Here is a 24,144-nt window from a genome sequence, read left to right as displayed (position 1 = left end):
TCACCTCGATTATTTGTAATGTCCTCCTATTTTTTCAGCACGATGGTTCGCTTGGCCGGCCTTTGTTAAAGAAGAGGCATGAAGTAAAGAAGCAGGACCGTACTTTGTGTGAATTTCATCAAATACTTTACTCAAGTTTTCTTTTTTTTGATGAAGTTCAAACAAGTTAAGTTGATAATAGCGATCTGACTGTAATTGAGAAAGGGCAATTCCGATACTTCGGACAGGTTGGCCATCCCAATGTTGCTGAAATAATTCTACGGCTGCATTAAAAATGTCCATTCCGAAATGGGTAGGAGAATCTAGCTTTTTTTGCCGATGAAATCCTGAGATAAAATTAAAATCAGCTCCACGAATGCTTACAGATACTGTATGTCCAATGTAGTGCTTAAAACGAGCTCTGCGAGCCACCTCTTCACTTAGTTCAAGTAAAATAACCTTAATATCTTCAAAGGTACTGTAGTCGTAAGGAAGGGTCATATTATGTCCAATCGCCTTTTGTTGGTCATGTGTGTTTACTGTTACAGGGGAAGGGTCTATTCCATTGGCGGTTCTTTGTAAAAGTTCTCCATTAATTCCCCAACGTTTTTTCAGGAGTGCTATGGGATGAACTGCTAATCCTCCAATTGTGCTGATTCCCATTCTGTTTAAATGTTTTTCCATCCGTTTTCCTACACCAAACAGCTTACCAACAGGTAATGGCCATAAATCTTGCTTTAAATTTGAGAAATTCAGTTCATAGATACCTGATGTATTTTTTTTAGCAAAATGATCACACGCCATTTTGGCCAATACTTTATTTGGACCTATTCCAACACGGGCATAAATGCCTGTTTTACTCCTAATAGAGGCTTGTATTTTTTTTGCGATAACTTCAGGAGCACCAAATAGTTTAGTGCTTCCAGTTATATCAAGGAATTGTTCGTCAATTGAAAACGGTTCAACTAAGTCTGTATACTGCTCAAGTAATTCAGTAATCATAACAGAGACATCAATGTATTGTTGCATGTGAGGACGCAAGATAATCGCATTTGGACATTTTATTTGTGCCTCCCAGAGCTGTTCAGCATTTTTCACACCAAATTGCTTAGCTATGGGACAAGCAGCTAGCACAATACCGCTGCGTCTTTCGGGATCACCTGATACGATAACAGGCTGATTTCTAAGGTGAGGTGCTGTTGATTTTTCTACAGAAGCGTAGAATGACTCCATATCGACAAGAAGAATGTTTCTTTCAGTCATAAAACCACTCCCGAACATTTGTTCTTTTGTATTGTAACCGAAATGCTGCTGAATTTATACTGGTAAATAAAGCGTTCAATGGGTATAAATGATAAGGAGTTTACAAAGTTTTTTGCAAAAATGGAAGTTTAGAAAAATATGTCGATTATAATGATAAAGGAGCAAAACAAATATGTGATTACAATAAACAAGGAGGAAAGTATGTATATATCTCAAGTTCATATTGAAAATTATAGGAGCTTTAATGATTTTAAAATAAGCTTAAATGAAGGATTGTCCATAATAATAGGTGAAAATAATGTTGGAAAATCAAATTTCTTAGAGAGCCTCAATTTAGTTTTTAATAGAAACTATTCATTAGCTAAAAAGACTTTACAGCAAGAAGATTTTTGGAGTGGCTTAATCATTAAGGATAAATGGCCAGAGGTTAAGATAGAAATAACACTGAGAGGCATTAAGACAGAAGATGAACTAGCTGTGACTAGTAAGTGGTTAACTAGAAATCCAGAAGAAGCAAAGCTCACTTATAAATTTAGGCCTAAGTCAAATATTTCTGCCAAACTTCCAAAGAAGTCTAAGTCCATTAGTGAAATTCAACTTCCATTACACGAGTACGAGTGGGTGATTTATGGAGGGGAAATTGAAACAACGGATGCATTTGATTTTAACATGTTAGCTAAGTTCGGGATTGAGTACGTAGGAGCACTAAGAGATGCGACGTCTGAACTAAAAAAATCATCAGGGCAATTACAACAGATATTGAAAAGCCTTGATATAAAAGAGAATGAATTAGACAGGATATCTAAAAAATTAGAAGCACTAAATAAAGAAATTATAAAAGGTAACGGTGTGCAAGAGACACAAGCTCATATTAATAGGTTCTTGGGGAAAATTACTGGTTTTTCAAGACAAGAAGTAAAGATACAAATGAGCGAAAATGATTATGCTTCTCTTCTAAAGGATTTGAAGGTTTTAATTGGATCGGTCGGCGAAAATGCGCATCCAGTTAATATAAACGGATTAGGCTATAATAATTTACTTTACATAAGCATGCTATTAACAAAATTTACAACCCTAAAAGAGTTAAAAAAGAATTCAAACTATCTATTTCCTATTTTAATTGTTGAAGAACCAGAAGCGCATCTCCATACGCATTTACAAAAATACTTAGCTAAATATTTTTTTGGGCAAGAAGTAGTTGGACAAGTAATTATGACAACACATTCCACTCATGTGAGTTCTCATGCAGATTTAGATAGTTTAATTGTTTTTTATAAGAAATCTGGAAGAAACTATTCAAGACGAATTGGCACAATTTTTGATTCGAACAATAAAGAGCAAAGGGAATATAAACAACACCTGAAAAGGTGGCTGGACGCAACTAAATCCGACATTTTCTTTGGAAAAAAAGTTTTATTATTAGAAGGTATTGCAGAACGGCTATTAATGCCAAAGTTCTTTTCTATATTGTACAACTCTAAAGATAGTGTTTCAGGTTGGGAGAATACCTTGGAAAGTGAGGGAATATCCTTAATTTCAGTAGACGGGGTAGCATTTAGGCCATTCTTACAGTTGTTTAGCGACAAAGGATTGGGTATAAAGTGTGCAGTTTTAACAGATAGTGATCCAGAAGCTATTCCAGTGAGAAATGAAAACGGAGAAGAAGTTCGGGGGACTGATGGTAAGATTCTTAAGGAAAAAGTTTATCCCTTTAAAGAAGGTCAATATGAAATATGTTCGAGAACAGCGAAACTTAAATCAGACTATTGTGAACAAGAAAATGTATATATATCAACCAATTTAAAAACCTTTGAGTATGATTTAATTTTAGAAAATAATCAACAATTCTTTCTTGAATTAATTGAAAAGCACAAAATAGGAACAGCAAAAGATCGTACAATTATTAAAGGTTTAAAAGGTCACGAGTTTGCCAAAGAAGCCTATGAATTAATCTCAAAAGAAAAAGGTCAGTTTTCTCAATATATATTAGATGAAATAAACGATGGAAAAACGATTAATATACCATCATATATTAGAGAAGCCTTTGAATTTCTTATGGAACGGGATGAATCTGATGCTACTAATAGATAATGAGAAGTACAGGCGAGAAATTATAGAACAACCTATAGAAAATTCAATTGTTGTACATGCAGGACCCGGGAGTGGCAAAACAACTTTACTAATCCAAAGATTAAAATATATAATTGAAAATCGCAAAAAGTCTTACTCTGGAATTGCATGTATTACTTATACAAATGCAGCAAAAGACGAGATTATATCAAGATTGCAAAAGGAACAAATTGTACCGCCAAAAGAGTTCTTTATTGGAACAATTCATTCGTTTCTATATGAGAATGTTATAAAACCATATTCTCATTTGTTAAATCAGAATGAACAATTTAAGGTTACACCAATTGGTTTTGTAAGAGGATTAAAGAGAGAAGTGGGTGAGATGTTAAATAAGTCTCAATACACTATAACAGAAAGTGAATTAGCGGCTTTTGAAAGTTTGGGGCATGATAAAGATGGTCGTCCTTATTGCTTTAGAGGACAAATACCTCCACAAGTAGCTAAGGAATGGAAAAAAATGTTGAAACAGAAGGGGTACATAGATCAACAAACAGCAATCTATGTTTCTTATGAAATTTTAAAAAATTATGAGCATATAAAAAAAGCTTTAAGTTTACGTTTTCCTTTTATATTAATGGATGAATATCAAGATGTAACATATTATCAAGATAAGGTGTTCTCCTTGTTAACTCATTCTTCATTTTTTTGCGTAGGAGATGCTAACCAATCTATATTTAGTTTTACGGGAGCAGAACCATTTATTTTTACGTCTAAGGATAAAGATGAAAAATTCAAAAGGTATAATTTAATCAATAATTTTCGAAGTACGAGTAATATTGTACAGTTTACCAATCGAAAAACGGATATTATCCAAAATGATGCTAGTAAACATACATTCTTAGAGGAAAAAGTTTTATTTATAACCAATAAAAAAGAAATGAAAGAAGTTATTGAAATTTTTCAGAGAGAACAAGCAAAGATAAAAATTGATGAAGGCCAAATCCCATTTTTAATATTAACAAGAAGAAATAAACTTCATAAGCAGATAAACCAAATTATTAAAGAAAGTAACTTCGAGGTGAACCCATTTTTAGATAAATTAAAGAACAATCACTATAGGAGATATCTTATACTAAAAAATCTATTAATCGCTATTGCTTTCAAAAAGAGCAACCAATTGGATGAGGCAATAAATTATATTTCAGAAAGCTTAAGTTATCTCTTCTTCAATACTCATCCAGCGTACATTAAGTTAACCGACATTCAATATGATGCTTTTATGTGGAAGAGGTTAAATGTATTCACGCTACTCTATATAGATAGCTTAGACATTACTCAAATGACTCCTGATAAACTGTTTGTGGAGCTGAAAGAATTTATAAGTGAAACATCTGAAAAAATATTTGAGAGAAAAGTAAATAGAAAGTTGCTGATGCTCAATTATGATTGGAAGGGGGTAAAAAGAATAGTAAAAACAATTAAACTGTCTGAACTGATTGAGAGCCTATTGCATGAACATGAACATACTCAGAAATTAAGTAATATTTTGAGTATACATTCAGCAAAAGGAATGGAGGCAGAGTGTGTATTAGTACTAGCTGAAACACAAAATGAACTTAACGAGTGGTTGGCTAATAATCAAAAGTCAGAAGAGGCACGAATAGGGTACGTAGCATTTTCTAGAGCAAGAAAACTTCTATGTATATGGGCGCCTTCATTAGAAGCTGAAACACTCGCGTATTTGCAAGATAACGTAAAGTTTATATAGAGAAATAAGGGTTGAAAAAACTGATAAATGAAAATCAGTTTTTTCAACCTTTATTTTTTCTCGTTAAACTCAATGACAACTTTTGATATTTGATTTATAAGCTCTATTTCAGAAATAGACCTAGTAGACAAAAATTCGGTATGCTCTTTTAGTTTTGCTAATTGGATATTCTCAGTGAAAAAAAACATTGAGGGAGTAATCTCGAGGACTTCAAGTAATCGATCAAGTGTATCCAATGTTATGTTTCTCTCGCCGCGCTCCACACCTGCTATATACGAGCTCTGAAAACCGGATTTTTCTGCAAAATTTTCTTGTGTCCAGCCCTTTGCTTTTCTTAAATCTCTTATTTTATGACCAACAAATAAAATTAATTCATTCATTCTTAACTCACCTCTCTCTCAAGATTAGAGAGATCAAAGTTAAGTTAACAGATAATCAAAGTGTAATATTACCATTGAAAATTGAACTTATAAGTACTATATTGTTTTTTATATTTATTGTTCGATTAAGGAGGTCAATTTTTTAAATGTTTGAAGAGAAAAAGCAGTTGTCAAATACAATAGTAATTGAAAATGTCATTCAATCTAAAATGAGAGGCAAAGTGGTTTATCAAAGCAGTGTAGCAGCTACTGATGCAATTAAAATGACTTTTATTAAGCCTTATAATGATCCATCTGAGAAAGGGTATCAAAGACCAGTTAGTAAAAAAAGATGTGTTGATTTTTCAATGTATTTATCAAAAGGAAACGAGGCTTTGTTCACACCTATATTGATAAATGCAGGGGGAGAATGGGATTTTACACCTTATGATAAATCAAGGACTTCATTTGGACGTCTAGTATGCAAGAAAAAAGGTTCCTTAATGGATGGTCAACACAGATTAGGCGGCATAGAGCTATATTTAAAAGAAACGAATGCACAAATAAATGTACCAATACTAGCATTTCATTATCTAGATGATGATGAAGAAATCAGACTGTTTGATACAATAAATACAGAAGCTAAGGGAATAGGTTCATCTCTAAGCAGGTATTTAAAAAGGGAATCAGATGATTTAAGTTGGGTGGCTACCCAATTAATTACCCAAGCTGACAGTCCATTTCACGAATTGGGAACAATCGTGGGAAAAAGAAGTACTGCAAAGCATATAACTCTTCAAAACATATACAAAGCGCTTACTTACTTAACAAAGCATCCTAAGTTGAAAAAACTAAATAAAGAGAAGATACTTATGATTTCAATGCTTTATTTCGAAATGATCAAAAAAGTTTTTCCGGATGATTGGGGAAACTATAAAGAATCAAAACTTACTCATATCGTATGTATTAATGCTTTATCAATTTTAGGCTCAAAATTATTAGTAAAGTGCATGATTGAAGAGAGTAACCAAGTTGATGGTTCAAAATTGAATAAATATCTTACAAGGATAAACAAAGTGAATTGGTCAAACCAAGGAGAAATGAAATATTTAAAAGGACTCTCAGGTTCTAAAACTCTTGCGAAAGATTTGGAAGCTCAAATGAATATTTAAGTTTTTGAGTTCATTCAACTTCTAAAGCAACCATGATGGATTATTCTCAATATAAATAATAAAGTTCTTCTTGAAACCATTATAACTAATTTTTATATCAATTTTGTTTAGCAAGGAATTGATTATCTTATTATAATTAGTGTAATTTCTTTGGCTTGTTAGTGTATGTTATTACTTATATGAGTCAGCAATAATAGGAGTAGAATATCAGTGTTACAAGCAATGATTTAACACTCTATTGAAGACAAAAGACAAGGGGCTAATCTCTTGTCTTTTGTAGCTGATCTATTCGGCTTATTCTCTTTTTAATAAGGGAGTTACCAAAGTTTCCATACAATATCCTTAGATTTCTTTGAAGCAAAATCCCCACCTTGAGGCATTTCTTTGTTGACTTCCACTTCATTAGCGCGAAGTAAGATATCATAGTTTTGAGGATTTTTCTCTAATTCAGGCGCGTTTTTAGAACAGTTTCATCTTCCTTGCACAACAAAATATAACGTTTAGTTCTCAAGCCACATGCCAGTGTGTTTCATGTGGAGGATACATTCCAGCAACGCTTTGTTCTATCAGAATAACTTTGTATCTTTCTATCTATTTCCGGTTCAGCAAGTCCCTCTTTTTCCTTTGCGATTTCGCCAATTCGTTAAATAAAAGGTAATTTCATCATTTGGGGGAACTATTGCAAATGCAGCACTTAAATTATCTATTATTACTCAACTTCCTCACACTGGAATAGCTAAGAGAAACCCTTGATATACTTGGCCAAACTGGAGAAAAAATTATCAAAAGGCTCTTAGTACCATACCTGTACCTTAGTTTAACTGCTCCTTCAACCTCTCTTTAGGGGGTCTCTCCCTCCTAGAGTTTTCGGTTAGCGTACTACAGGAAATATCCTTTTTTACTCAAGTTGCAACTTGCAACTTGATGATTATTTTACAGCTTAAAGTTAACTCTAAGTCAATAGATTATTTAGAATTATCGCAATAGTATCAATAATCTCACATTAGTGGCTTGCTCATTTATCGACACTACGCCCAGTGAATAATGCCTTACAACGCCCTATGACTCAGGAAATTAAGCATCCTGCTGTTTTTTTCATTTGCATCTTTTTGATAAAACTTGTACAGACAGCTTTCTAAATCGTGTTTTACCGAAAAAATAAAAAACACTTGCTTTAGAGACGACTCTAAGGAATAACCTATTCTTGCATCATTTAAATACGTAAAGGGTTAATAGCCTTTACAAAAAGGAGGTAAATAAATTGAAAATGTGAAAACTCGGAACATTAGACGTATTGTAATTAGGATTTGGGTGCATGAGTATTAGTGATAACTATAGAACTCCTGCAGACAAAAATCAACGCATTGAAACTATTCGTACAGCCTAGGAAAAGACGTCACATTCTTTGATACAGCTGAAGTTTACGATCCATATACTAACGAAGAGCTGGTTGGAAAAGCGCTTGTACCTTTCCGTGACGAATTGGGTTATAGCAAGCAAATTCGGTTTTGATGTTGAAGGTTTAGAAGATTTTAACGGCCGACCAGACCACATCAAGAAAGTAGTTGAAGACTTACTTAAGCGCCTTAAAATGGACCACATTGATCTCTATTATCTCTATTACCAGCACGGGGTAGATCTTGAAAATGTCTGTCGAAGAAGTGGCTGGTGCAATGAAAGATCTCATTCAAGGAAGGAAAGGTTTAAAATGCATTTAAAAAGAGGGGGATTTAATATGAGAAAAATTAAGACTTTTGCGATTGTTTCCATGTTGTTTGCATTTTTACTAGCTGGTTGTAATGCGGGACCGACTGGTGGAAGTGAAGAGTCTTCAGGTGAAAAAGAAGAAAGTGGAGATGATAAAGTGAAAGGTAATATGGAAACTATTACGTTTAAAAATGGTGAATGGGATATGGCGGGGAATGTGTTTTATCCAGAAAATTTTGATGAAACACAAGAGTACCCAGCAATCGTGTTCACGCACCCCGGGGGTGGAGTTAAGGAGCAAACAGCAGGACTTTACGCAAAACGTATGGCGGAAAAAGGCTTCGTTACTTTAGCTTTTGATGCGAGTCACCAAGGTGCGAGTGAAGGCGAGCCGCGTTATTTAGAAAACCCAGCAGAACGTGTGGGCGATATTTCTGCGGCGGTTGATTATTTAACGACACTAAAATATGTGGATAAGGAAAGAATTGGTGCGGCTGGAATTTGTGCCGGTGGAGGTTACACAATTGCCGCAAGTACACTTGACCACCGAATTAAAGCGGTCGCTGGGATAAGTACTTACGATTTTGGAGCAGCTGTTCGGGATGGTTTTCCGAATGAGGGAACAGGAAATCCGGAAGACCAACTTGCTGCTTTGAAATCTGCAAGTGATGCTCGTACAACAATGGCGAACGGTGGCGAGCCAGTATATAATACCTATGTGCCAAATTCTGAAGATGAACTTACGGAAGATTCGCCAACAACCGCAAGAGAGGCGTATGAATACTACCGTACAGACCGCGCTTTCCACCCAAATTCACCGAATAAAATGTTGGCAACAAGTGCTTTATACCTTATGAACTTTGATCCGTACGCAAATATAGATAAGTTGCTGACACAACCGTTAATGCTGATTACTGGCGATATTTCAGAATCACGTTATTATTCGGAACGTGCGTATGAAAAAGCAGCTACGAGTGATAAAGAATTGGTGATTGTGGAGGGAGCAACTCATGTAGATATGTATGATGTGCCTCAATATGTAAACCAAGCTGTTGATAAGATGACGACTTTCTTTAGTGAAAAAATGTAAATGAAAAAAAGAAGTCGTCGCATCGACTTCTTTCAGACTGTAGAAAAAAGGTATTCAATTCATTGATTTTAAATTGAATACCTTTTTGTCTTGTGTATTTTATCAAAATAAAGCATCTTAGTTTCTAATTCTTGACCTAGAGTAAACTCTAAGCATTATTCTTTCTTTGTGTCACAAATTAAAATAGAAAGAATAATACACATATTAAATTTAATGGAGGCGATTATATTGTATTCTATTGGAGAATTTTCCAAAATCGTTGGATTAAGCGAACATACATTGAGATATTATGAAAAAGAAGGGCTAATAAAGGTAAACAGAGACAATAATAATGTCAGAATTTACTCGGAGGAAAACAAATTATGGGTTGAATCTATACTCCATCTAAAAAATACTGGTATGTCTCTAAAAGACATGAAACAATTTTTCCACTGGGGGCATATGGGAGATGAAACAGTAGAGAAAAGGTTAGCTTTACTTAAAAATCATCGCAAAAAAGTAGTGGAAGAATTTGATAAGATACGTCAAAGTTTAGAGTTTCTGGATAATAAAATAAATATATATGAGAATCAGTTTAGGAAATAAGTGGTTTATTTTCCTGAATTATAAATAATTAAAAAGACTTGCTTTAGAGTCGACTCTAGGGAGTAACCTGTTCTTACTCCGAGTTAAGGAGAAAAAAGATTTCATACAATTAGGAGGAAAAATTTATGACTAACAATAAAGTTTGGTTTATCACTGGTGCCGGACGCGGCATGGGTGTTGATATTACAAAGGCTGCTCTTGCAGCAGGTTATAAGGTTGTTGCAACAGGTAGAAATCCAGAAAAGGTGGCTAAGGTCATTGGTGAAAACGAAAATTTACTAGTTGTTAAATTGGACGTTACTAGTTCAACTGATGCTGAGGCAGCTGTCAAGACGGCAGTAGAGCGCTTCGGAACAATCGATGTGCTGGTTAATAATGCCGGTAACTTCTATGCGGGTTACTTCGAGGAACTAAGCCCGGCTCAGATTGAGAAACAACTAGCCACCAACCTTATTGGTCCGATGAATGTTACTCGTGCAGCGCTACCTGTGATGCGTAAGGCTCGTTCAGGACACATTATCTCGATTTCATCAATAGCTGGTTTGGTTGGAGGAGAGTTCACTTCCGCCTACGCAGCTTCAAAATTTGCAGTTGAGGGTTGGATGGAATCACTACGCTTCGAGGTAGAACCCTTTGGTATTAAGACTACCATCGTTGAACCAGGCTTCTTCCGTACAGACTTGCTAGAGCCGGAGTCGAGGACCTGGCCTGAGTTGACAATCGATGATTATACCGAGCGTACTGAAAAAACTCGCGCTGGATGGGATTCAATGAGTGGCAAGCAGGGTGGAGATCCCGCAAAACTAGCTAAGGCGTTGATTACGATCGCTAACCAGGAGGAACCACCATTACGCTGGATCGCTGGGGCTGATGCAATAGCTGCTGCTGAGCAGAAAGTAGCAGATCTCCAAAAGCAGATTAACGCTTATCGTGACCTATCAACATCACTTGCATATGAGGATGCATAAATTACGAATATAAAAACTTGCTTTAGAGTCGACTCTAAGGAGTAACCTATTCTTGTACTATTTAAATAAAAAAGGGTTTATAAACCTTTTTGAAAAAGGAGGAAAATAAAATAAAAACACGAAAACTCGGAACATTAGACGTATCGGAATTAGGATTTGGGTGCATGAGTATTAGCGCCAACTATGGGCCTCCTGCAGACAAAGACCAGGGCATAGAAATTATTCGTACAGCCTATGAAAAGGGTGTCACATTCTTTGATACAGCCGAAGTTTACGGTCCATATACTAACGAAGAGCTTGTTGGAGAAGCACTTGCGCCTTTCCGTAACGAAGTGGTTATAGCAAGCAAATTTGGTTTTGACATTGAAGGTTCCGAAGTTCTTAACAGCCGACCAGAACACATCAAGAAAGTAGTTGAGGACTCACTTAAGCGCCTTAAAACGGACCGAATTGATCTCTATTACCAGCACCGAGTAGATCCGAAAGTGCCCATCGAAGAAGTCGCTGGTGTCATGAAAGATCTCATTAAGGAAGGAAAGGTTTTACATTACGGTCTGTCTGAGGCGAGTGAGAAAACAATACGCCGAGCGCATGCTGTTCAACCTGTTACAGCTATTCAGAGCGAATACTCATTTATGACAAGAGACCCAGAACAAAATGGAGTACTTAAAGCTTGTGAGGAGTTAGGAATCGGCTTCGTTCCATGGGGACCAGTTGGTTTAGGTTATCTCACGGGGGAAATAGATGCTCGCACAAATTTTGATCCAAATACGGATCTTCGAGCTGACTTTTCTCGATTTACTCCTGAAAACTTAACAGCAAATATGCCGGTTGTTGATTTGCTCAGAAAATTTGCAGAGAAAAAGAACGCTACTCCGGCTCAAATTTCTCTTGCATGGCTTATGGCGCAGAAGCCATGGATTGTTTCAATCCCAGGTACACGTAATATAGACCACCTGAACGAAAATTTAGGAGCTATAAATATTCAGCTGACACCAGCAGAACTTCGTGAACTAGAAACGAATTTCTCTAAAGTTAAGGTGCACGGTGGTCGTATGAATGAAATCCACATGCAGAGTGTTGAGCAGTAACAGTAATGGTCCTTAACAATTACTAAAGTACACCCAGTTACTCCTGAATTGGTGAAGGAAATTCCCTTCCTCCCTTCACCTAAGAAAAATAGAAAGTTGATTGTTCTATCAAGTTTTTTATAAGAGAGGATGTTATTTGAATGTCAAATATTCAAGATAAAGTTGTCATTATTACAGGTGCCTCTAGTGGAATTGGTGAAGCTACCGCAAAAGAACTTGCATCTAAAGGTGCGAAGTTGATACTAGCGGCTCGTCGCGAAGATCGATTAAAGAAATTACAAGAAGAGATTCAAAATAAAGGCGGGCAAGCTATTTATAAAGTGACCGATGTTGCCTCACACGAACAAGTGGAAGAGTTAGCTGATTATGCTCTTAAAGAGTACGGAAAAATTGATGTAATGGTTAATAATGCGGGAGTAATGCCATTATCACCAGTTCATCAGAAAAAAATCAATGAATGGGATAAGATGATTGATGTTAACATCAAGGGTGTACTTTATGGTATTGCTGCTGTTCTTCCGTCCATGAGAGAAAGAAAAGAAGGGCATATCATAAATGTTTCCTCAATAGCTGGTCACTTAGTATTCCCTGCTAGTTCAGTTTATAGTGGTACCAAGTTTGCTGTACGAGCCATAACAGAAGGTCTTCGTATAGAAGAGTATAGCAACAATATTCGTACAACCATTATCTCGCCAGGGACTATTGATACAGAATTACTAGATGCCATTTCAGATTTAGAATTAAAATCTGCATCCGTTGAAGCTAATAAAAAAGTTCAAATCGAGCCTGCTAGCATTGCTCGTACCATTGCATTTGCCATTGAACAACCATCAGATGTAGCGATTAATGAGATGATTGTTCGTCCAACCATTCAAGAACTCTAATGAATTGAAACAAATGTTATAGCAGGAGAAAAAGGGAGGATTTATGTCACAGGATAAACAAGTTGCTTTAGTCACCGGCGGGAATCGAGGGATTGGATATGAGCTGGTTAAACAATTGGCTCTAAAAGGTTTTAAGGTTATTTTGGCAAGTCGGGATCCAAAGATGGGTCATGAAGTTGCGGAAAAACTTAAGGAATCAGATCTGGATGTTTCGTTTGTGATGTTGGATGTAGACAATCAAGAAAGCATCCGTCAAGCTGCGATGACAGTAAGTGAGAGGTATGGAAGATTAGACGTATTGATTAATAATGCTGGTGTGTATTTGAATGTGAATGAAAAGTTATCGACTATGGACCCTTCCATTCTAGAGAAAACGATGAGAACTAATTTCTTCGGTGCTTACCATGTCATCCATTCCTTTATTCCCCTCATGGAAAAGCAAGGCTATGGGAGAATTATTAATGTTTCTTCAGGATATGGGGCAATGAGAGACATGTCCGTCCAAGGAGCAGGTGCCTATAAATTGTCTAAACTTTCCTTGAATGGATTGACACAATTGGTAAGTGCAGAAGTCAAAGGAGATATCAAAATAAACGCGGTCTGTCCGGGATGGGTAAGTACAGATATGGGTGGACCATCTGCTCCAAGAACCCCAAAGCAAGCAGCTGAGTCTATCCTTTGGTTAGCAACTATTGGACCTGAGGGGCCTAATGGAGGGTTCTTTAGAGATGGAAAACAAATCGATTGGTAACATTATAGTATAAACGAATATTTTTATGTATAAGGGTGGTTCTTTAAACTAACTTATGTAACGCGTCCTCTAGCTCCTCTAGCTACCTGTGATGCGCTAGGATCGCTCGGACCACATTAACTCGATTTCATCAATAGCTGGTTTGGTTGGGACAGAGTTCACCTAAGCTTTTAAAAGTTACCATCTACTTTTGATGCAACTGTCCCAATTTTTTATTGATTTTGGGACAGTTTTTTTATGCGAAAAATGGTTCGTGTAAATAAAGGTGCTGTTAGGTTGAGAGACAACTTAGATCAAATTTTGTAAGTAGTTTGACTGAGCGTTAAGTTATACGATCGGGGGAATAAAAACGTAATCTTCCTCGAGTTCCTGATGATATTCCTCAATTAATTGATAGTAATAGAAGCAGTATGGTAGAGGTTGAATCGAATCGTTTGTGGCTCATACGATTTTTGTTCAATTAAGAGCCTAACGCATCCTCAAATAATTATAAAATGTGTTTGAGGACATCATGCTCCCTCATTGGATCTTATATGGATATAATTTTATTTTTTTATCCAGCCTAACGTTATCAAAATATTGATGAACAGTAGCTGCAAGAGTTGTGTCTTTTTGATAAACCTCGTACAGACAGCTTTCTAAATCGTGTTTTTATTGAAAAAAATAAAAAAACACTTGCTTTAGAGTGCACTCTAAGAAGTAACCTGTTCTTGCGCCATTTAAATACATAAAGGGTTAATAAACCTTTACAAAACAGAAGAAAAATAAAATGGAAACACGAAAACTCGAGAAATGTCAAATATTCAAGATAAAAAGGAGTTTTAGAGATGAAAGATAAAGTAATTGTTATTACAGGGGCAAGCAGTGGAATTGGACGTGCAACGGCTGCACTTCTCGCTGAAAAAGGTGCAAAAGTGGTTTTAGGAGCACGCAGAAAAGAAAATCTTGAAGAATTGGTATCCTCTATTGCTTCTAAAGGCGGAACAGCCACCTATAAAGTAACGGATGTAACCAAGCGCAGCGATGTAGAAAATCTTGTGAAACACGCGGTAACTATCTATGGAAAAGTAGACGTCATGATTAACAATGCAGGGATTATGCCATTGTCTACATTAGATAAATTAAAAGTAGACGAGTGGGAGAAAATGATTGATGTAAATATTAAAGGTGTGTTGTATGGCATTGCTGCTGCATTACCTATTATGCAGGAACAGGGCTACGGACATATTATTAATACTTCTTCTACAGCTGGTCATACCGTAGTACCAACAGCTGCTGTGTACGCTGGAACAAAGTTTGCCGTAATGGCTATTTCCGAAGGGTTGAGACAAGAAGTTGCCGGGAAATTAAAGGTTACAGCAATAAGTCCAGGGGTTACAGAAACCGAGCTTGGGCACGATATTACCGACGAAGCCAGCGCTGCTTTTGTAAAGGAAGGTCGTAAATTAGCCCTTCCTCCGGAAGTCATTGCTAATGCCATGGCGTATGCAATTGAGCAACCGGATTATGTGGATGTAAGTGAAGTTATTGTGCGTGAAAAGGGCTGAATATAAAGAAGCATCTACTTTGTGGTGTATTATTTACATGTTAAATAACGATTGTTCAACTATAAAATGAAGAAATCCAGCAACCTTCTCATGTGAAAGTTGCTGGGTTTCTTCATTATTTACATCCAATTAGGACTATTCGGATCTCCCTAGAAAAAAGCGAGCTCATTGTCCAGCAATCGTGCCCGATTTCTCCTTTCTTATTGCACTATTGAGTGCAGGGAAGTTCAATTCCGTTCGAGGGGGGATATAACTTTGATGAATAGGATCGGACTGCTCAGATAGTGGGTTTATGTATCTTTTTGAAAAGAAGTAGAAAACCTTTTCTTCAAAATTAAATAGCTTGTTTCATTGGTATCTTGTTGATAAACCTCGTACAGATAGCTTTCTAAATCGTGTTTTTATCGAAAAAAATAAAAAACACTTGCTTTAGATACGACTCTAAGGAATAACCTATTCTCGCACCCTTTAAATATATGAAGGGTTAATAATCCTTTACAAAAAGGAGGTAAATAAATTGAAAACACGAAAACTCGGAACATTAGACGTTACGGAATTAGGACTTGGGTGCATGAGTATTAGTGACAACTATGAACCTCCTGAAGACAAAGAGCAAGGCATTGAAACTATTCGTACAGCCTATGAAAAAGGCGTTTGATACAGCTGAAGTTTACGGCCCATATACTAACGAAGAGCTGGTTGGAGAAGCGCTTGCGCCTTTCCGTATAAATAGAACAAACTACAACATTTAAGAAAGAGGTAAAACATGAACAAAAAATATAGTAACTTATTTGAATCTTTTACATTTAAAAATGGGATTACTCTTAAAAATAAAGTCGTAATGTCACCAATGACAACTTGGTCAAGTAACGATGATTACACTGTTTCAGATGATGAATTAAACTATTACAGAAAAAGAGTGAAGGGAGTAGGACTTGTTATTACAGGTTGTACGCGTGTTACTCCAAACGGTATAGGATTTACAAATGAATTTGCAGCTTATGACGATAAATTCATCCCAAGTTTACGTAAATTGGCGGAGGCAGCGAAAAGTGGCGGAGCTCCTGCTATCCTTCAAATTTTTCATGCAGGTAATAAAGGTGTAGCAGATCTTATTCCAAATGGTGATGTCGTAAGTGCAAGTTCAATGGTAACAGAACCAACTCCATTTCATCAGGATAAGGTAGTACCAAGAGAACTTTCACACGAAGAAATTTTAGATATCATCCATGCCTTTGGAGAAACAACAAGAAGAGCCATTGAAGCAGGTTTTGACGGTGTGGAACTTCATGGTGCTCATGCATTTTTAATGCAAAACTTCTTCTCCCCACTCTTCAACAGACGAGAAGATCAATGGGGGGGATCATTAGAAAATCGCATGCGTTTCCCACTAGCAATCGTTCAGGAATTGAAAAATGTAATTAAAAAGCATGCAACAAAACCGTTTATTTTAGGTTACAGAATCTCTCCTGAAGAGCCACAAGAAGGTGGTTTAAGAATTAAAGATACCTATGAATTAATTGAACGCTTGATTGAAGAGGATGTTGATTATGTGCATGTTTCATTGGCAAATACACTTTTTTCAACACCAGTGGATAGTCAAGATGACAAAACCTACCTTGAATTAATTGTTGAACATGTAAACGGCAGAGTTCCTTTATTAGCTGCTGGTTCAATGGAAACTCCGGATGATGTAGCAAAAGCATTGCAAAAGGGTCTTTCCCTAGCATCTATTGGTCATGCGCTAATTATCAATCCAGATTGGGTTGAAAAGGTTAAAGCTGGAGATGAAGCTGGAATCGAGACAGTGTTGAAGGCTTTAAAAGTGAGTGAGCTTGAAATTCCAGAAAAACTTTGGGCTGTCATTAAAGAAGCAACCGGTTGGTTCAAGATTGAAGAATAATATCGTAGCTAAAATTAATTACTTTTGAAGTCATTGAGACTTTTCATTCAGAGGGAGAAAATGATTGATGTAAATATTAATGGTGTGTTGTATGGCATTGCTGCTGCATTACCTATTATGTAGGAACAGGGCTACGGACATATTATTAATACTTCTTCTACAGCTGGTCATACCGTAGTATTAACACCTGCTGTGTACGTTCAACAAAGTTTGCTGTGATGGCTATTTTCGAAGGATTGAGACAAGAAGTTGCTGGGAAATTAAAGGTTACGGTAATAAGCTCAGGTGTTACAGAAACCGAGCTTGGGCACGATATTACCGACGAAGCCAGCGCTACTTTTGTAAAGGAAGGTCGTAAATCAGCCCTTCCTCCAGAAGTCATTGCTAATGCCATGGCGTATGCAATTGAGCAACCGGATTATGTGGATGTAAGTGAAGTTATTGTGCGTGAAAAGGGCTGAATATAAAAAAAGGCTAACGTTAAATAAGTGCAAGTTATCTGCAACACCCTTTATTTCTCAACAATTAGGCGCTTGTGCGGCTGATTGTTGAACCCAACTGGTTTAAATTTTATACACAGTTAATCGTATTGCGACAAAATCATTTAACCTCTTCTAAGGCAACGCACTGTTGCATCCACCAAGAATTCGTAATAAAAAAACAACCGAGTTACTCCACAATCTGGCCCTTTAGTGGAGTAACACAAATGGAGTTTTAGAAGATCAAAAGTAAAATAAGAAAAATCCTGTTTATATTGGTACAGGATTTTGATTAAACTTTATTACAAATTAGCAATCTTTGTTTTAAATTCACAACCAAGTTAACCAAACTATCCTTAAAAGTATACCTAAGGGGAAAGTAAAAAGCGTAAAATCTTTGTCACTCAATGGTTTTACGCCTTTTTTCCTTCTCATAAGCTCTATTATGTTAACTAGAGTGTATGTATGACTTTGTAATAATACAGGGGGAGCCGATGGATCAACTTTGTCTACTAGGGTTTTCTTACTGTTACTGTTGCCATCAATGGAGCTCCTGTCTACAGTGAAGCGTATATGATCTTTGAGCACCTGCATCCCCTCTTCTATACGTGTAACCATCCAGGTTTGACCTGTTCCCCCCATAGGATTTGGGATAGGAATAATAGGACTCATTGCCCGCAATTTTGCAAATAACGGAAATGGATTTTCACTGTTTGCATCACGAAATAGGCTGTTCTCCGGTACGTTTTGGTCTGAAGTATTCATACTAATCTTCCTTTCTCAGAGTGATTTACTTTAGTAGAAATCTTCAACTATATACTTTTATTGGAAGGTAAGTTAAGGACTGTCCTGTAGCTGAAGCAGTCAAGTTTTTTTCTAATTCAAACCTTTCCAATGGTTCAATGCGAGAAAATTTTTGTAAGAATGCCTCTAGGACTATTCTCATTTCTAACCTCGCAAGAGGCGCACCCAAACAGAAATGTGGTCCATTTCCAAATGTCAAATGTTTTTTATTATTTGAACGATGAATGTCTATGGAGAAAGGATGAGCAAACATATTTTCATCCACATTGGATGCACTCATCCAGGCAACGACTACATCTCCTTTTTTTAGTTCAACTCCTAATAAATGATTATCTTGTTTAACCGTACGAGCTTTTTTTGAAATATGAAAACGATATCGGAGCATCTCTTCCACTGCATTTGGGACTAATTCCACATTATTTCGTAATTCTCCATATAATGATGTGTCATCATAGAGAAATGAGTAAAACGTATTGGCAATGGCATGGCTGGTTGTTTCGACTCCTGCACCTAAAAGTAGCATTGTAGCCTGTATAATCTCTTCATCTGTAAACTTTTCACCATCTACTTCTGCTTGGATTAAGTCCGAGATAATATCATCGCGAAGATCCAAACGTTTTTGAACGACAATAGGATAAAGATATTCAAAATATTCCTTTGCAGCATGTTTTTTTTCTAACTCAATCTCTTCTATCCGTTCTTTGTTAAAGGGTTGGAAAAGGATATCAACCCATTTTTTGAACTGATGCCTATCTTGTATCGGCACCCCAAATAAATCGGCTATAACTAGACTGGGTAAAGGAGATGCCAGAGCTTCCACAATATTAACAGTAGAATTTGCTTTTATGTCTTCTACAAGTTCAGTTGCAAGCTGTTGAATACGTGGTTCCCAGTCTTTCAAACTACGAGGAGTGAAAGCTGCTGCTAACAAGGAGCGATTCTTCCTGTGTTGAGGAGGATCCACACTTGAAATGTTTGTTATAGGTGAAGTTTTTCCTTGTTTGTTATCAACTCCAACAAAACTAGCTGTTCTAGGACCTTCACTGGAGAAAAATTCGTAGTTACTTAATACTTGTTTAACATGCTCGTAAGTAAACACATTCCATGTATTCGTTTTTTTATGAAAATAAACAGGATGATTGTGAAGCATGTCTTTATACCAATCAATAGGAAAAAATTCTTCTGCACGTGATTGGAAATTTGGAATTTCTGTATATGGAATGACTTCTTGACTCATAATATCCCTCCTGAAAAATGAAATACATAAGCTAAATGTTCATGGTTGAAGTAAATTGAGTCCCATCCAATGAATTGTAAAAGAAGATTCATTGGAAACATAGGGACTAATAAATTACATATACTTATTTTTCATTCGGAAATTCAAATGATTTGGCTAATCTGTTTTTTATTTTTAATGCTTTAACATCCTCTGCTTGCTTTTTATTGTGCATCTTGGATAGTAGTCTTATTTAGATTAGCATCTGAAATTTCCTCGTGGCTTTGCTTAACACGCTTGATAAAAAATGATAGAAGTAATCCCATCACTGCAATTCCTATAATTACAACATAAGCGTCGTTAATACCCTGAATGGTGGCTTCTAAAATCATATTTTCTGGCGTTACTCTACTTTCACCAGTAGACATCATTTCCTTAAAATGCGTTTCGGTACGGTTCGTCATGACTGTTACAAGAAGAGAAGTACCAACGGCGCCTGCTACTTGCCTAATAGTATTAGAGATAGCCGTGCCATGTGCATTCAAACTGGAAGGTAATTGATTTAGGCCTGCTGTTTGAATAGGCATTAGCATTAATGCCATTCCAATTCGACGCCCTGTAGACATGAGCAGCAAATAGGTATAGCTAGTTGAATCTGTCAAATTAATAAAGCCGATAGTTGTGGCAATCGTAATAATCAAACCAATAATGGAGAGCCATTTTGCTCCAAATCGATCAAATAACTTTCCAGTAATAGGCATTAAGAAACCCATTACAAGTGCACCGGGGAGAAGTAACAAACCAGACTCTAATGCGGTGTAGCCACGTGCACTCTGTAAGTACAGTGGAAGCAACATCATATCTGCATACATAACCATCGTAACCGCGATATTTATAATAGTTGTTAAAGAAAACATATTATACTTAAAGACCCGGAGATCCAGCAGGGGATTCTGGGAACTCAATTGTCTCCACGTGAAAAGACCAAGAGTTATAGCTCCCAATGCAATGGGCACAAGCACCTCACTACTTGACCACCCTTCACTGCCTGCTTCACTGAAGCCATATAAAAGGGACCCAAAAGCGATTGTAGATAAAATTACACTAAGGAAATCAGCTTTAATTTTAATCTGTTCCGAAACATTCTTTAGATATATATAACCGAGGATAATGACTAGGACTGCTAGAGGGACCATACCATAAAACATTAATTCCCAATCATAATTTTCTAAAATATACCCTGCTATAGTAGGACCGATGGCTGGCGCAAAAATAATCGCAAAGCCCACCATTCCCATGGCTGCCCCTCTCTTATTTGGTGGAAAGAGCGTTAAAATAACATTCATAAGAAGTGGCATAATAATGCCTGCTCCCGCTGCCTGAATCATGCGTCCAGTCAAAAGAACTGGAAAGTTTGTTCCTATAGCAGATACTATCGTGCCTGCTAAAAATATGAACATTGAAGATTGAAAAAGCTGACGGGTGGTAAACCTTTGCATGAAATAGGCTGTGATTGGAATTAGAATCCCATTTACTAGCATATATCCCGTTGTAAGCCATTGTGCAGTTGTAGCCGAAATATCAAAATCAACCATTAGTTCTGGAGTAGCAACGCTCATGATTGTCTGATTTAGAGTGGCTAGAAAAGCCCCCAAAATCATAATGAATAAAATAGGCCCTTTTTTGAAAGAGCTAGTTGTTCCTATAGATTCCCTCAAGATGAAAACTTCCTTTCTTTTTTACTAGATCTAATTTACACAATGTAATATAATTAACAATGTGTAAATTAAATTATAGTTAGCAGATATTATTTTTTCAATTTACAATTATTAATAAAGTGTAAATTAGTTTACAATGATCTTCATTTCGTTGTTTACTTAGAAAATTTAGTACATTTTTATAAAAAATGTATATTTGAATAACAAGTAGAAAGGAAAAATAGAATGATGAATAATATTAAGGGTAAAGACCATACAGATCCGCGAATCCTCCGAACACGGCTTTTAATAAGAGAGGCTTTTGTTGATCTCCTTCAGGAAATGGATATTGAGAAAATGTCCGTTAGCCGTATAACGGAGCGTGCTACAATTAGCCGTGTTACATTTTATCTACATTATCGTGATATACCAGATATGTTAGAAAAGATGGCAGATGATATGATTGAAGATATTCAGAGTATCTTGAAAAGTCAGCCGATGAATGAGGATTCGACTGAAGATATGGATTTATTGATGCTGATACGACTGCTTGATCATATTGCGGAACACGCTAACTTTTATAAAGTGATATTAGATTCGAGGAGGGTCCCTATTTTTACTGAACGTTTGTTAAATTTGCTAACTGAGATCATCACTGTAAGGTTAGAAGAATTAGGGAGCGATTCTTTTTTTCATAAAGCAGGAATTCAAAAAGATATAGCTATTTGGCACGGATCTTCAGCATTAATCGGCACTATAGTTTGTTGGCTACAAAACGATATGCCCTATACATCGCATTATCTCGCAAAACAACACTACTTGCTCTACTATTATCATGATAAAAATTCTTAAATAGTGTACAAATAGTTAAATAGCATTGACAACAGAATTGATGAACAGTTCATGGACATTACAGGCAGCCAGAAACTGTTTGGGACGCCGGAGGAGATCGCGAAAAGCATTCAGGGCAGAATCATGCGGGAGATTGGCGTGTATGCGCGGGTCGGAATCGGCCCTAATAAAGCGCTAGCCAAAATCGCGTGTGACAATTTTGCCAAAAAGAATAAGAACGGTATTTTTACCTTAACGAAAGAAAATATGAAAAACGAAATGTGGCCGCTCCCAGTGGGCAGCATGTTTGGTGTTGGGAGCCGCATGAAGCATCATTTAAATCGAATGGGCATCAGCACGATCGGCGGACTTGCAGCTTTTCCGCTCGATCTTTTAAAAAAGAAATGGGGCATTAACGGCCACGTGCTGTGGATGACAGCGAACGGGATCGACTATTCCCCTGTGTCAACTTCATCTCTGGACGGGCAAAAGGCGATAGGCCATGGAATGACCCTCCCGAGAGACTACGAACACTTTGATAAAGAAATCAAAGTCGTGCTGCTCGAGCTGAGTGAAGAAGTGTGCAGGCGAAGCCGAAACGCCGGGGTAATGGGGCAGACGGTGTCAGTGAGCTGCCGGGGGGCTGATTTTGATTGGCCGACGGGCTTCAACCGGCAAGTAAAGCTGGCGGAGCCGACGAATTCTACACAGGATGTATATGAAGCTGTGTGCCGGCTGTTTCTTGCGTTTTGGGACGGGAAGCCCGTCCGCCGCCTCGGGGTCAATTTGTCTCAGCTCTCATCTGATGACATATGGCAGCTCAATTTGTTTCAGGATTATGCCAAGAAAATGAGTCTCGGCTATGTGATGGACGGCATTAAAAACAGGTTCGGCGACACAGCCATCATCAGGGCGGCGTCACTGACAGCGGCAGGCCAGGCATTTGAACGAGCGGCTAAAATAGGAGGGCATTATAAATGAACGACCATTTAAAAAGAGGCAATCTGCTGTGGGAAGGGAGCAGGATGTTTCTGCCAGAGCATAAACAAAGCCTGCTTGAGAGAAAACGCCATAAACAGAAGCTTCAAAAGCCGATCCTTGATCCTGATAAGCTGGAGGAGATGAATCAAATGCTTTGCACCGCGATGGAGTTTGCTCAGGATATCACTGTCAGCTGTTTTCAGGACGGTGACATTGTCTGCTATACCGGGAAAATCTGCCGGTATGAAGAGTTTGAAAAAACAGTATGGTTAAAAGGAGACGAAGATCAGCTTTATAAGCTGAAACTTGATCAAGTGCTTGATATTGTGCTGTAAATCTCTCCCTCCTGCACGGGGGGGAGAAAGATGTGTAAAAATATCAAACATTGTTCCCCCGGCAGTCTGGAAACGTATGATACAGGAAAGAAGGCATTTACAATTCCAGTCAGGCAAAATATAATTTTTATATTGTGAGAAAAAAGAGCTGACATTCGTTTTGCCAGACGGAGGGAGATCAAATCGTAATGGATATTCGAACAATCACGTCTTCAGATTATGAAATGGTAACGTCTGTAATGAATGAATGGTGGGGCGGCAAACAGCTGAAAGAAAAATTGCCGAGATTATTTTTTGAGCATTTTCAGGACACAAGCTTTATCACATCTGAACATAGCAGCATGACCGGATTTTTAATCGGGTTTCAATCGCAATCTGATCCTGCAACGGCATACATCCATTTTTCCGGTGTGCATCCGGATTTCAGAAAAATGCAAATTGGAAAACAATTATATGATGTATTTATTGAAACAGTAAAACAAAGAGGCTGCACCCGGGTAAAGTGCGTCACTTCACCGGTGAATAAGGTATCAATCGCATATCACACAAAATTGGGTTTTGACATTGAAAAGGGCACCAAAACGGTAAATGGAATCTCAGTGTTTGCAAATTACGACGGCCCGGGCCAAGACAGGGTACTGTTTGTCAAAAACATATGAGGGGG

The 24,144-nt window shown here is 37.1% G+C and carries 20 protein-coding genes and 2 pseudogenes; 17 read left to right on the top strand and 5 right to left on the bottom strand.

Annotated features, from left to right (window positions below; genetic code table 11):
• Window positions 1-9: 9 nt before the first annotated feature.
• Window positions 10-1,242: a DNA polymerase IV gene (locus tag MOC09_RS07280; RefSeq protein ID WP_187953665.1), complete on the bottom strand. Its 1,233-nt coding sequence runs from the start codon at window positions 1,240-1,242 to the stop codon at window positions 10-12.
• Between the two features lie 201 nt (window positions 1,243-1,443).
• Between MOC09_RS07280 and MOC09_RS07275 the strand changes: the two genes are divergently transcribed.
• Together MOC09_RS07275 and MOC09_RS07270 are read left to right on the top strand one after the other, a co-directional pair.
• Window positions 1,444-3,333: an ATP-dependent nuclease gene (locus MOC09_RS07275; RefSeq protein ID WP_187953664.1), complete on the top strand. Its 1,890-nt coding sequence runs from the start codon at window positions 1,444-1,446 to the stop codon at window positions 3,331-3,333.
• Entirely contained in the window at window positions 3,317-5,080 is a 1,764-nt protein-coding gene (locus MOC09_RS07270; RefSeq protein ID WP_187953663.1) for a UvrD-helicase domain-containing protein, read from the top strand. The genes MOC09_RS07275 and MOC09_RS07270 overlap by 17 nt, the downstream gene beginning before the upstream one ends.
• Before the next feature lie 50 nt (window positions 5,081-5,130).
• Here MOC09_RS07270 and MOC09_RS07265 read toward each other — a convergent pair whose 3' ends face one another.
• Entirely contained in the window at window positions 5,131-5,460 is a 330-nt protein-coding gene (locus MOC09_RS07265; RefSeq protein ID WP_187953662.1) for a helix-turn-helix domain-containing protein, read from the bottom strand.
• 146 nt (window positions 5,461-5,606) lie between these two features.
• Between MOC09_RS07265 and MOC09_RS07260 the strand changes: the two genes are divergently transcribed.
• From MOC09_RS07260 to MOC09_RS07210, 11 genes and pseudogenes are all read left to right on the top strand, one after another.
• Window positions 5,607-6,611, top strand: coding sequence for a DGQHR domain-containing protein (locus MOC09_RS07260; RefSeq protein ID WP_187953661.1), 1,005 nt, complete (start codon window positions 5,607-5,609; stop codon window positions 6,609-6,611).
• A gap of 1,450 nt (window positions 6,612-8,061) precedes the next feature.
• Window positions 8,062-9,408 carry an alpha/beta hydrolase gene (locus MOC09_RS07255; protein WP_250620341.1) on the top strand — a complete coding sequence of 449 codons (1,347 nt, stop codon included), beginning with the start codon at window positions 8,062-8,064 and terminating at the stop codon, window positions 9,406-9,408.
• Between the two features lie 228 nt (window positions 9,409-9,636).
• Window positions 9,637-9,993 (top strand): MerR family transcriptional regulator, encoded by a 357-nt coding sequence (locus MOC09_RS07250; RefSeq protein ID WP_250620340.1) that lies wholly within the window; start codon window positions 9,637-9,639, stop codon window positions 9,991-9,993.
• 125 nt (window positions 9,994-10,118) lie between these two features.
• Window positions 10,119-10,961, top strand: coding sequence for an SDR family oxidoreductase (locus tag MOC09_RS07245; protein WP_187953660.1), 843 nt, complete (start codon window positions 10,119-10,121; stop codon window positions 10,959-10,961).
• 110 nt (window positions 10,962-11,071) lie between these two features.
• Window positions 11,072-12,052: an aldo/keto reductase gene (locus MOC09_RS07240; RefSeq protein ID WP_187953845.1), complete on the top strand. Its 981-nt coding sequence runs from the start codon at window positions 11,072-11,074 to the stop codon at window positions 12,050-12,052.
• Between the two features lie 140 nt (window positions 12,053-12,192).
• Complete coding sequence (locus MOC09_RS07235) at window positions 12,193-12,936, top strand: SDR family oxidoreductase (RefSeq protein WP_268370031.1); 744 nt, start codon at window positions 12,193-12,195, stop codon at window positions 12,934-12,936.
• A gap of 43 nt (window positions 12,937-12,979) precedes the next feature.
• Window positions 12,980-13,687, top strand: a complete 708-nt coding sequence (locus tag MOC09_RS07230; RefSeq protein WP_268370029.1) for an SDR family oxidoreductase — start codon at window positions 12,980-12,982, stop codon at window positions 13,685-13,687.
• A gap of 827 nt (window positions 13,688-14,514) precedes the next feature.
• On the top strand, window positions 14,515-15,234 hold the full coding sequence (locus MOC09_RS07225; RefSeq protein WP_187953657.1) for an SDR family oxidoreductase: 720 nt from the start codon (window positions 14,515-14,517) through the stop codon (window positions 15,232-15,234).
• A 517-nt stretch (window positions 15,235-15,751) separates the two neighbouring features.
• Window positions 15,752-15,947 (top strand): annotated as a pseudogene (locus MOC09_RS07220) (aldo/keto reductase); the annotation flags it as partial.
• A 53-nt stretch (window positions 15,948-16,000) separates the two neighbouring features.
• A complete protein-coding gene (locus MOC09_RS07215) occupies window positions 16,001-17,137 on the top strand; it encodes an NADH-dependent flavin oxidoreductase (RefSeq protein ID WP_268370027.1) in 1,137 nt (378 codons plus the stop codon).
• Between the two features lie 218 nt (window positions 17,138-17,355).
• Complete coding sequence (locus tag MOC09_RS07210) at window positions 17,356-17,598, top strand: hypothetical protein (protein ID WP_250620339.1); 243 nt, start codon at window positions 17,356-17,358, stop codon at window positions 17,596-17,598.
• A 348-nt stretch (window positions 17,599-17,946) separates the two neighbouring features.
• Here the strand turns inward: MOC09_RS07210 and MOC09_RS07205 are convergent, their stop codons facing one another.
• The 3 genes from MOC09_RS07205 to MOC09_RS07195 all read right to left on the bottom strand — a co-directional run bounded on the left by MOC09_RS07205 (window position 17,947) and on the right by MOC09_RS07195 (window position 21,297).
• Complete coding sequence (locus MOC09_RS07205) at window positions 17,947-18,381, bottom strand: hypothetical protein (protein WP_187953656.1); 435 nt, start codon at window positions 18,379-18,381, stop codon at window positions 17,947-17,949.
• Between the two features lie 43 nt (window positions 18,382-18,424).
• The gene (locus tag MOC09_RS07200; protein ID WP_187953655.1) at window positions 18,425-19,657 is read right to left on the bottom strand and encodes a cytochrome P450; all 1,233 of its coding nucleotides are present in this window, start codon (window positions 19,655-19,657) and stop codon (window positions 18,425-18,427) included.
• 203 nt (window positions 19,658-19,860) lie between these two features.
• Entirely contained in the window at window positions 19,861-21,297 is a 1,437-nt protein-coding gene (locus MOC09_RS07195) for a DHA2 family efflux MFS transporter permease subunit (RefSeq protein ID WP_187953844.1), read from the bottom strand.
• A 285-nt stretch (window positions 21,298-21,582) separates the two neighbouring features.
• On the opposite strand from MOC09_RS07195, the gene MOC09_RS07190 reads away from it, so the two are divergent.
• From MOC09_RS07190 to MOC09_RS07175, 4 genes and pseudogenes are all read left to right on the top strand, one after another.
• On the top strand, window positions 21,583-22,185 hold the full coding sequence (locus MOC09_RS07190; RefSeq protein WP_268370022.1) for a TetR/AcrR family transcriptional regulator: 603 nt from the start codon (window positions 21,583-21,585) through the stop codon (window positions 22,183-22,185).
• 36 nt (window positions 22,186-22,221) lie between these two features.
• A pseudogene (locus tag MOC09_RS07185) lies at window positions 22,222-23,145 on the top strand (DNA polymerase IV); the annotation flags it as partial.
• Window positions 23,142-23,480 (top strand): YolD-like family protein, encoded by a 339-nt coding sequence (locus tag MOC09_RS07180; RefSeq protein ID WP_268367094.1) that lies wholly within the window; start codon window positions 23,142-23,144, stop codon window positions 23,478-23,480. The pseudogene MOC09_RS07185 and the gene MOC09_RS07180, both read left to right, overlap by 4 nt.
• 188 nt (window positions 23,481-23,668) lie before the next feature.
• Entirely contained in the window at window positions 23,669-24,139 is a 471-nt protein-coding gene (locus MOC09_RS07175; protein ID WP_268367093.1) for a GNAT family N-acetyltransferase, read from the top strand.
• The last annotated feature ends 5 nt before the right edge of the window (window positions 24,140-24,144 follow it).

It is taken from the genome of Bacillus sp. N12A5 (assembly GCF_026790125.1).
In the GTDB taxonomy this organism is placed as follows: domain Bacteria; phylum Bacillota; class Bacilli; order Bacillales; family Bacillaceae; genus Bacillus.
This window is presented reverse-complemented; position numbering and strand designations above follow the sequence as displayed.

Excerpts from the sequence above, each read along its gene's own strand:
- MOC09_RS07280 (WP_187953665.1), bottom strand. The coding sequence starts at position 1,242 with ATGACTGAAAGAAACATTCTTCTTGTCGATATGGAGTCATTCTACGCT.
- MOC09_RS07275 (WP_187953664.1), top strand. The coding sequence starts at position 1,444 with ATGTATATATCTCAAGTTCATATTGAAAATTATAGGAGCTTTAATGAT.
- MOC09_RS07270 (WP_187953663.1), top strand. The coding sequence starts at position 3,317 with ATGCTACTAATAGATAATGAGAAGTACAGGCGAGAAATTATAGAACAA.
- MOC09_RS07265 (WP_187953662.1), bottom strand. The coding sequence starts at position 5,460 with ATGAATGAATTAATTTTATTTGTTGGTCATAAAATAAGAGATTTAAGA.
- MOC09_RS07260 (WP_187953661.1), top strand. The coding sequence starts at position 5,607 with ATGTTTGAAGAGAAAAAGCAGTTGTCAAATACAATAGTAATTGAAAAT.
- MOC09_RS07245 (WP_187953660.1), top strand. The coding sequence starts at position 10,119 with ATGACTAACAATAAAGTTTGGTTTATCACTGGTGCCGGACGCGGCATG.
- MOC09_RS07235 (WP_268370031.1), top strand. The coding sequence starts at position 12,193 with ATGTCAAATATTCAAGATAAAGTTGTCATTATTACAGGTGCCTCTAGT.
- MOC09_RS07230 (WP_268370029.1), top strand. The coding sequence starts at position 12,980 with ATGTCACAGGATAAACAAGTTGCTTTAGTCACCGGCGGGAATCGAGGG.
- MOC09_RS07225 (WP_187953657.1), top strand. The coding sequence starts at position 14,515 with ATGAAAGATAAAGTAATTGTTATTACAGGGGCAAGCAGTGGAATTGGA.
- MOC09_RS07215 (WP_268370027.1), top strand. The coding sequence starts at position 16,001 with ATGAACAAAAAATATAGTAACTTATTTGAATCTTTTACATTTAAAAAT.
- MOC09_RS07210 (WP_250620339.1), top strand. The coding sequence starts at position 17,356 with ATGGCTATTTTCGAAGGATTGAGACAAGAAGTTGCTGGGAAATTAAAG.
- MOC09_RS07205 (WP_187953656.1), bottom strand. The coding sequence starts at position 18,381 with ATGAATACTTCAGACCAAAACGTACCGGAGAACAGCCTATTTCGTGAT.
- MOC09_RS07200 (WP_187953655.1), bottom strand. The coding sequence starts at position 19,657 with ATGAGTCAAGAAGTCATTCCATATACAGAAATTCCAAATTTCCAATCA.
- MOC09_RS07195 (WP_187953844.1), bottom strand. The coding sequence starts at position 21,297 with ATGATTTTGGGGGCTTTTCTAGCCACTCTAAATCAGACAATCATGAGC.
- MOC09_RS07190 (WP_268370022.1), top strand. The coding sequence starts at position 21,583 with ATGAATAATATTAAGGGTAAAGACCATACAGATCCGCGAATCCTCCGA.
- MOC09_RS07180 (WP_268367094.1), top strand. The coding sequence starts at position 23,142 with ATGAACGACCATTTAAAAAGAGGCAATCTGCTGTGGGAAGGGAGCAGG.
- MOC09_RS07175 (WP_268367093.1), top strand. The coding sequence starts at position 23,669 with ATGGATATTCGAACAATCACGTCTTCAGATTATGAAATGGTAACGTCT.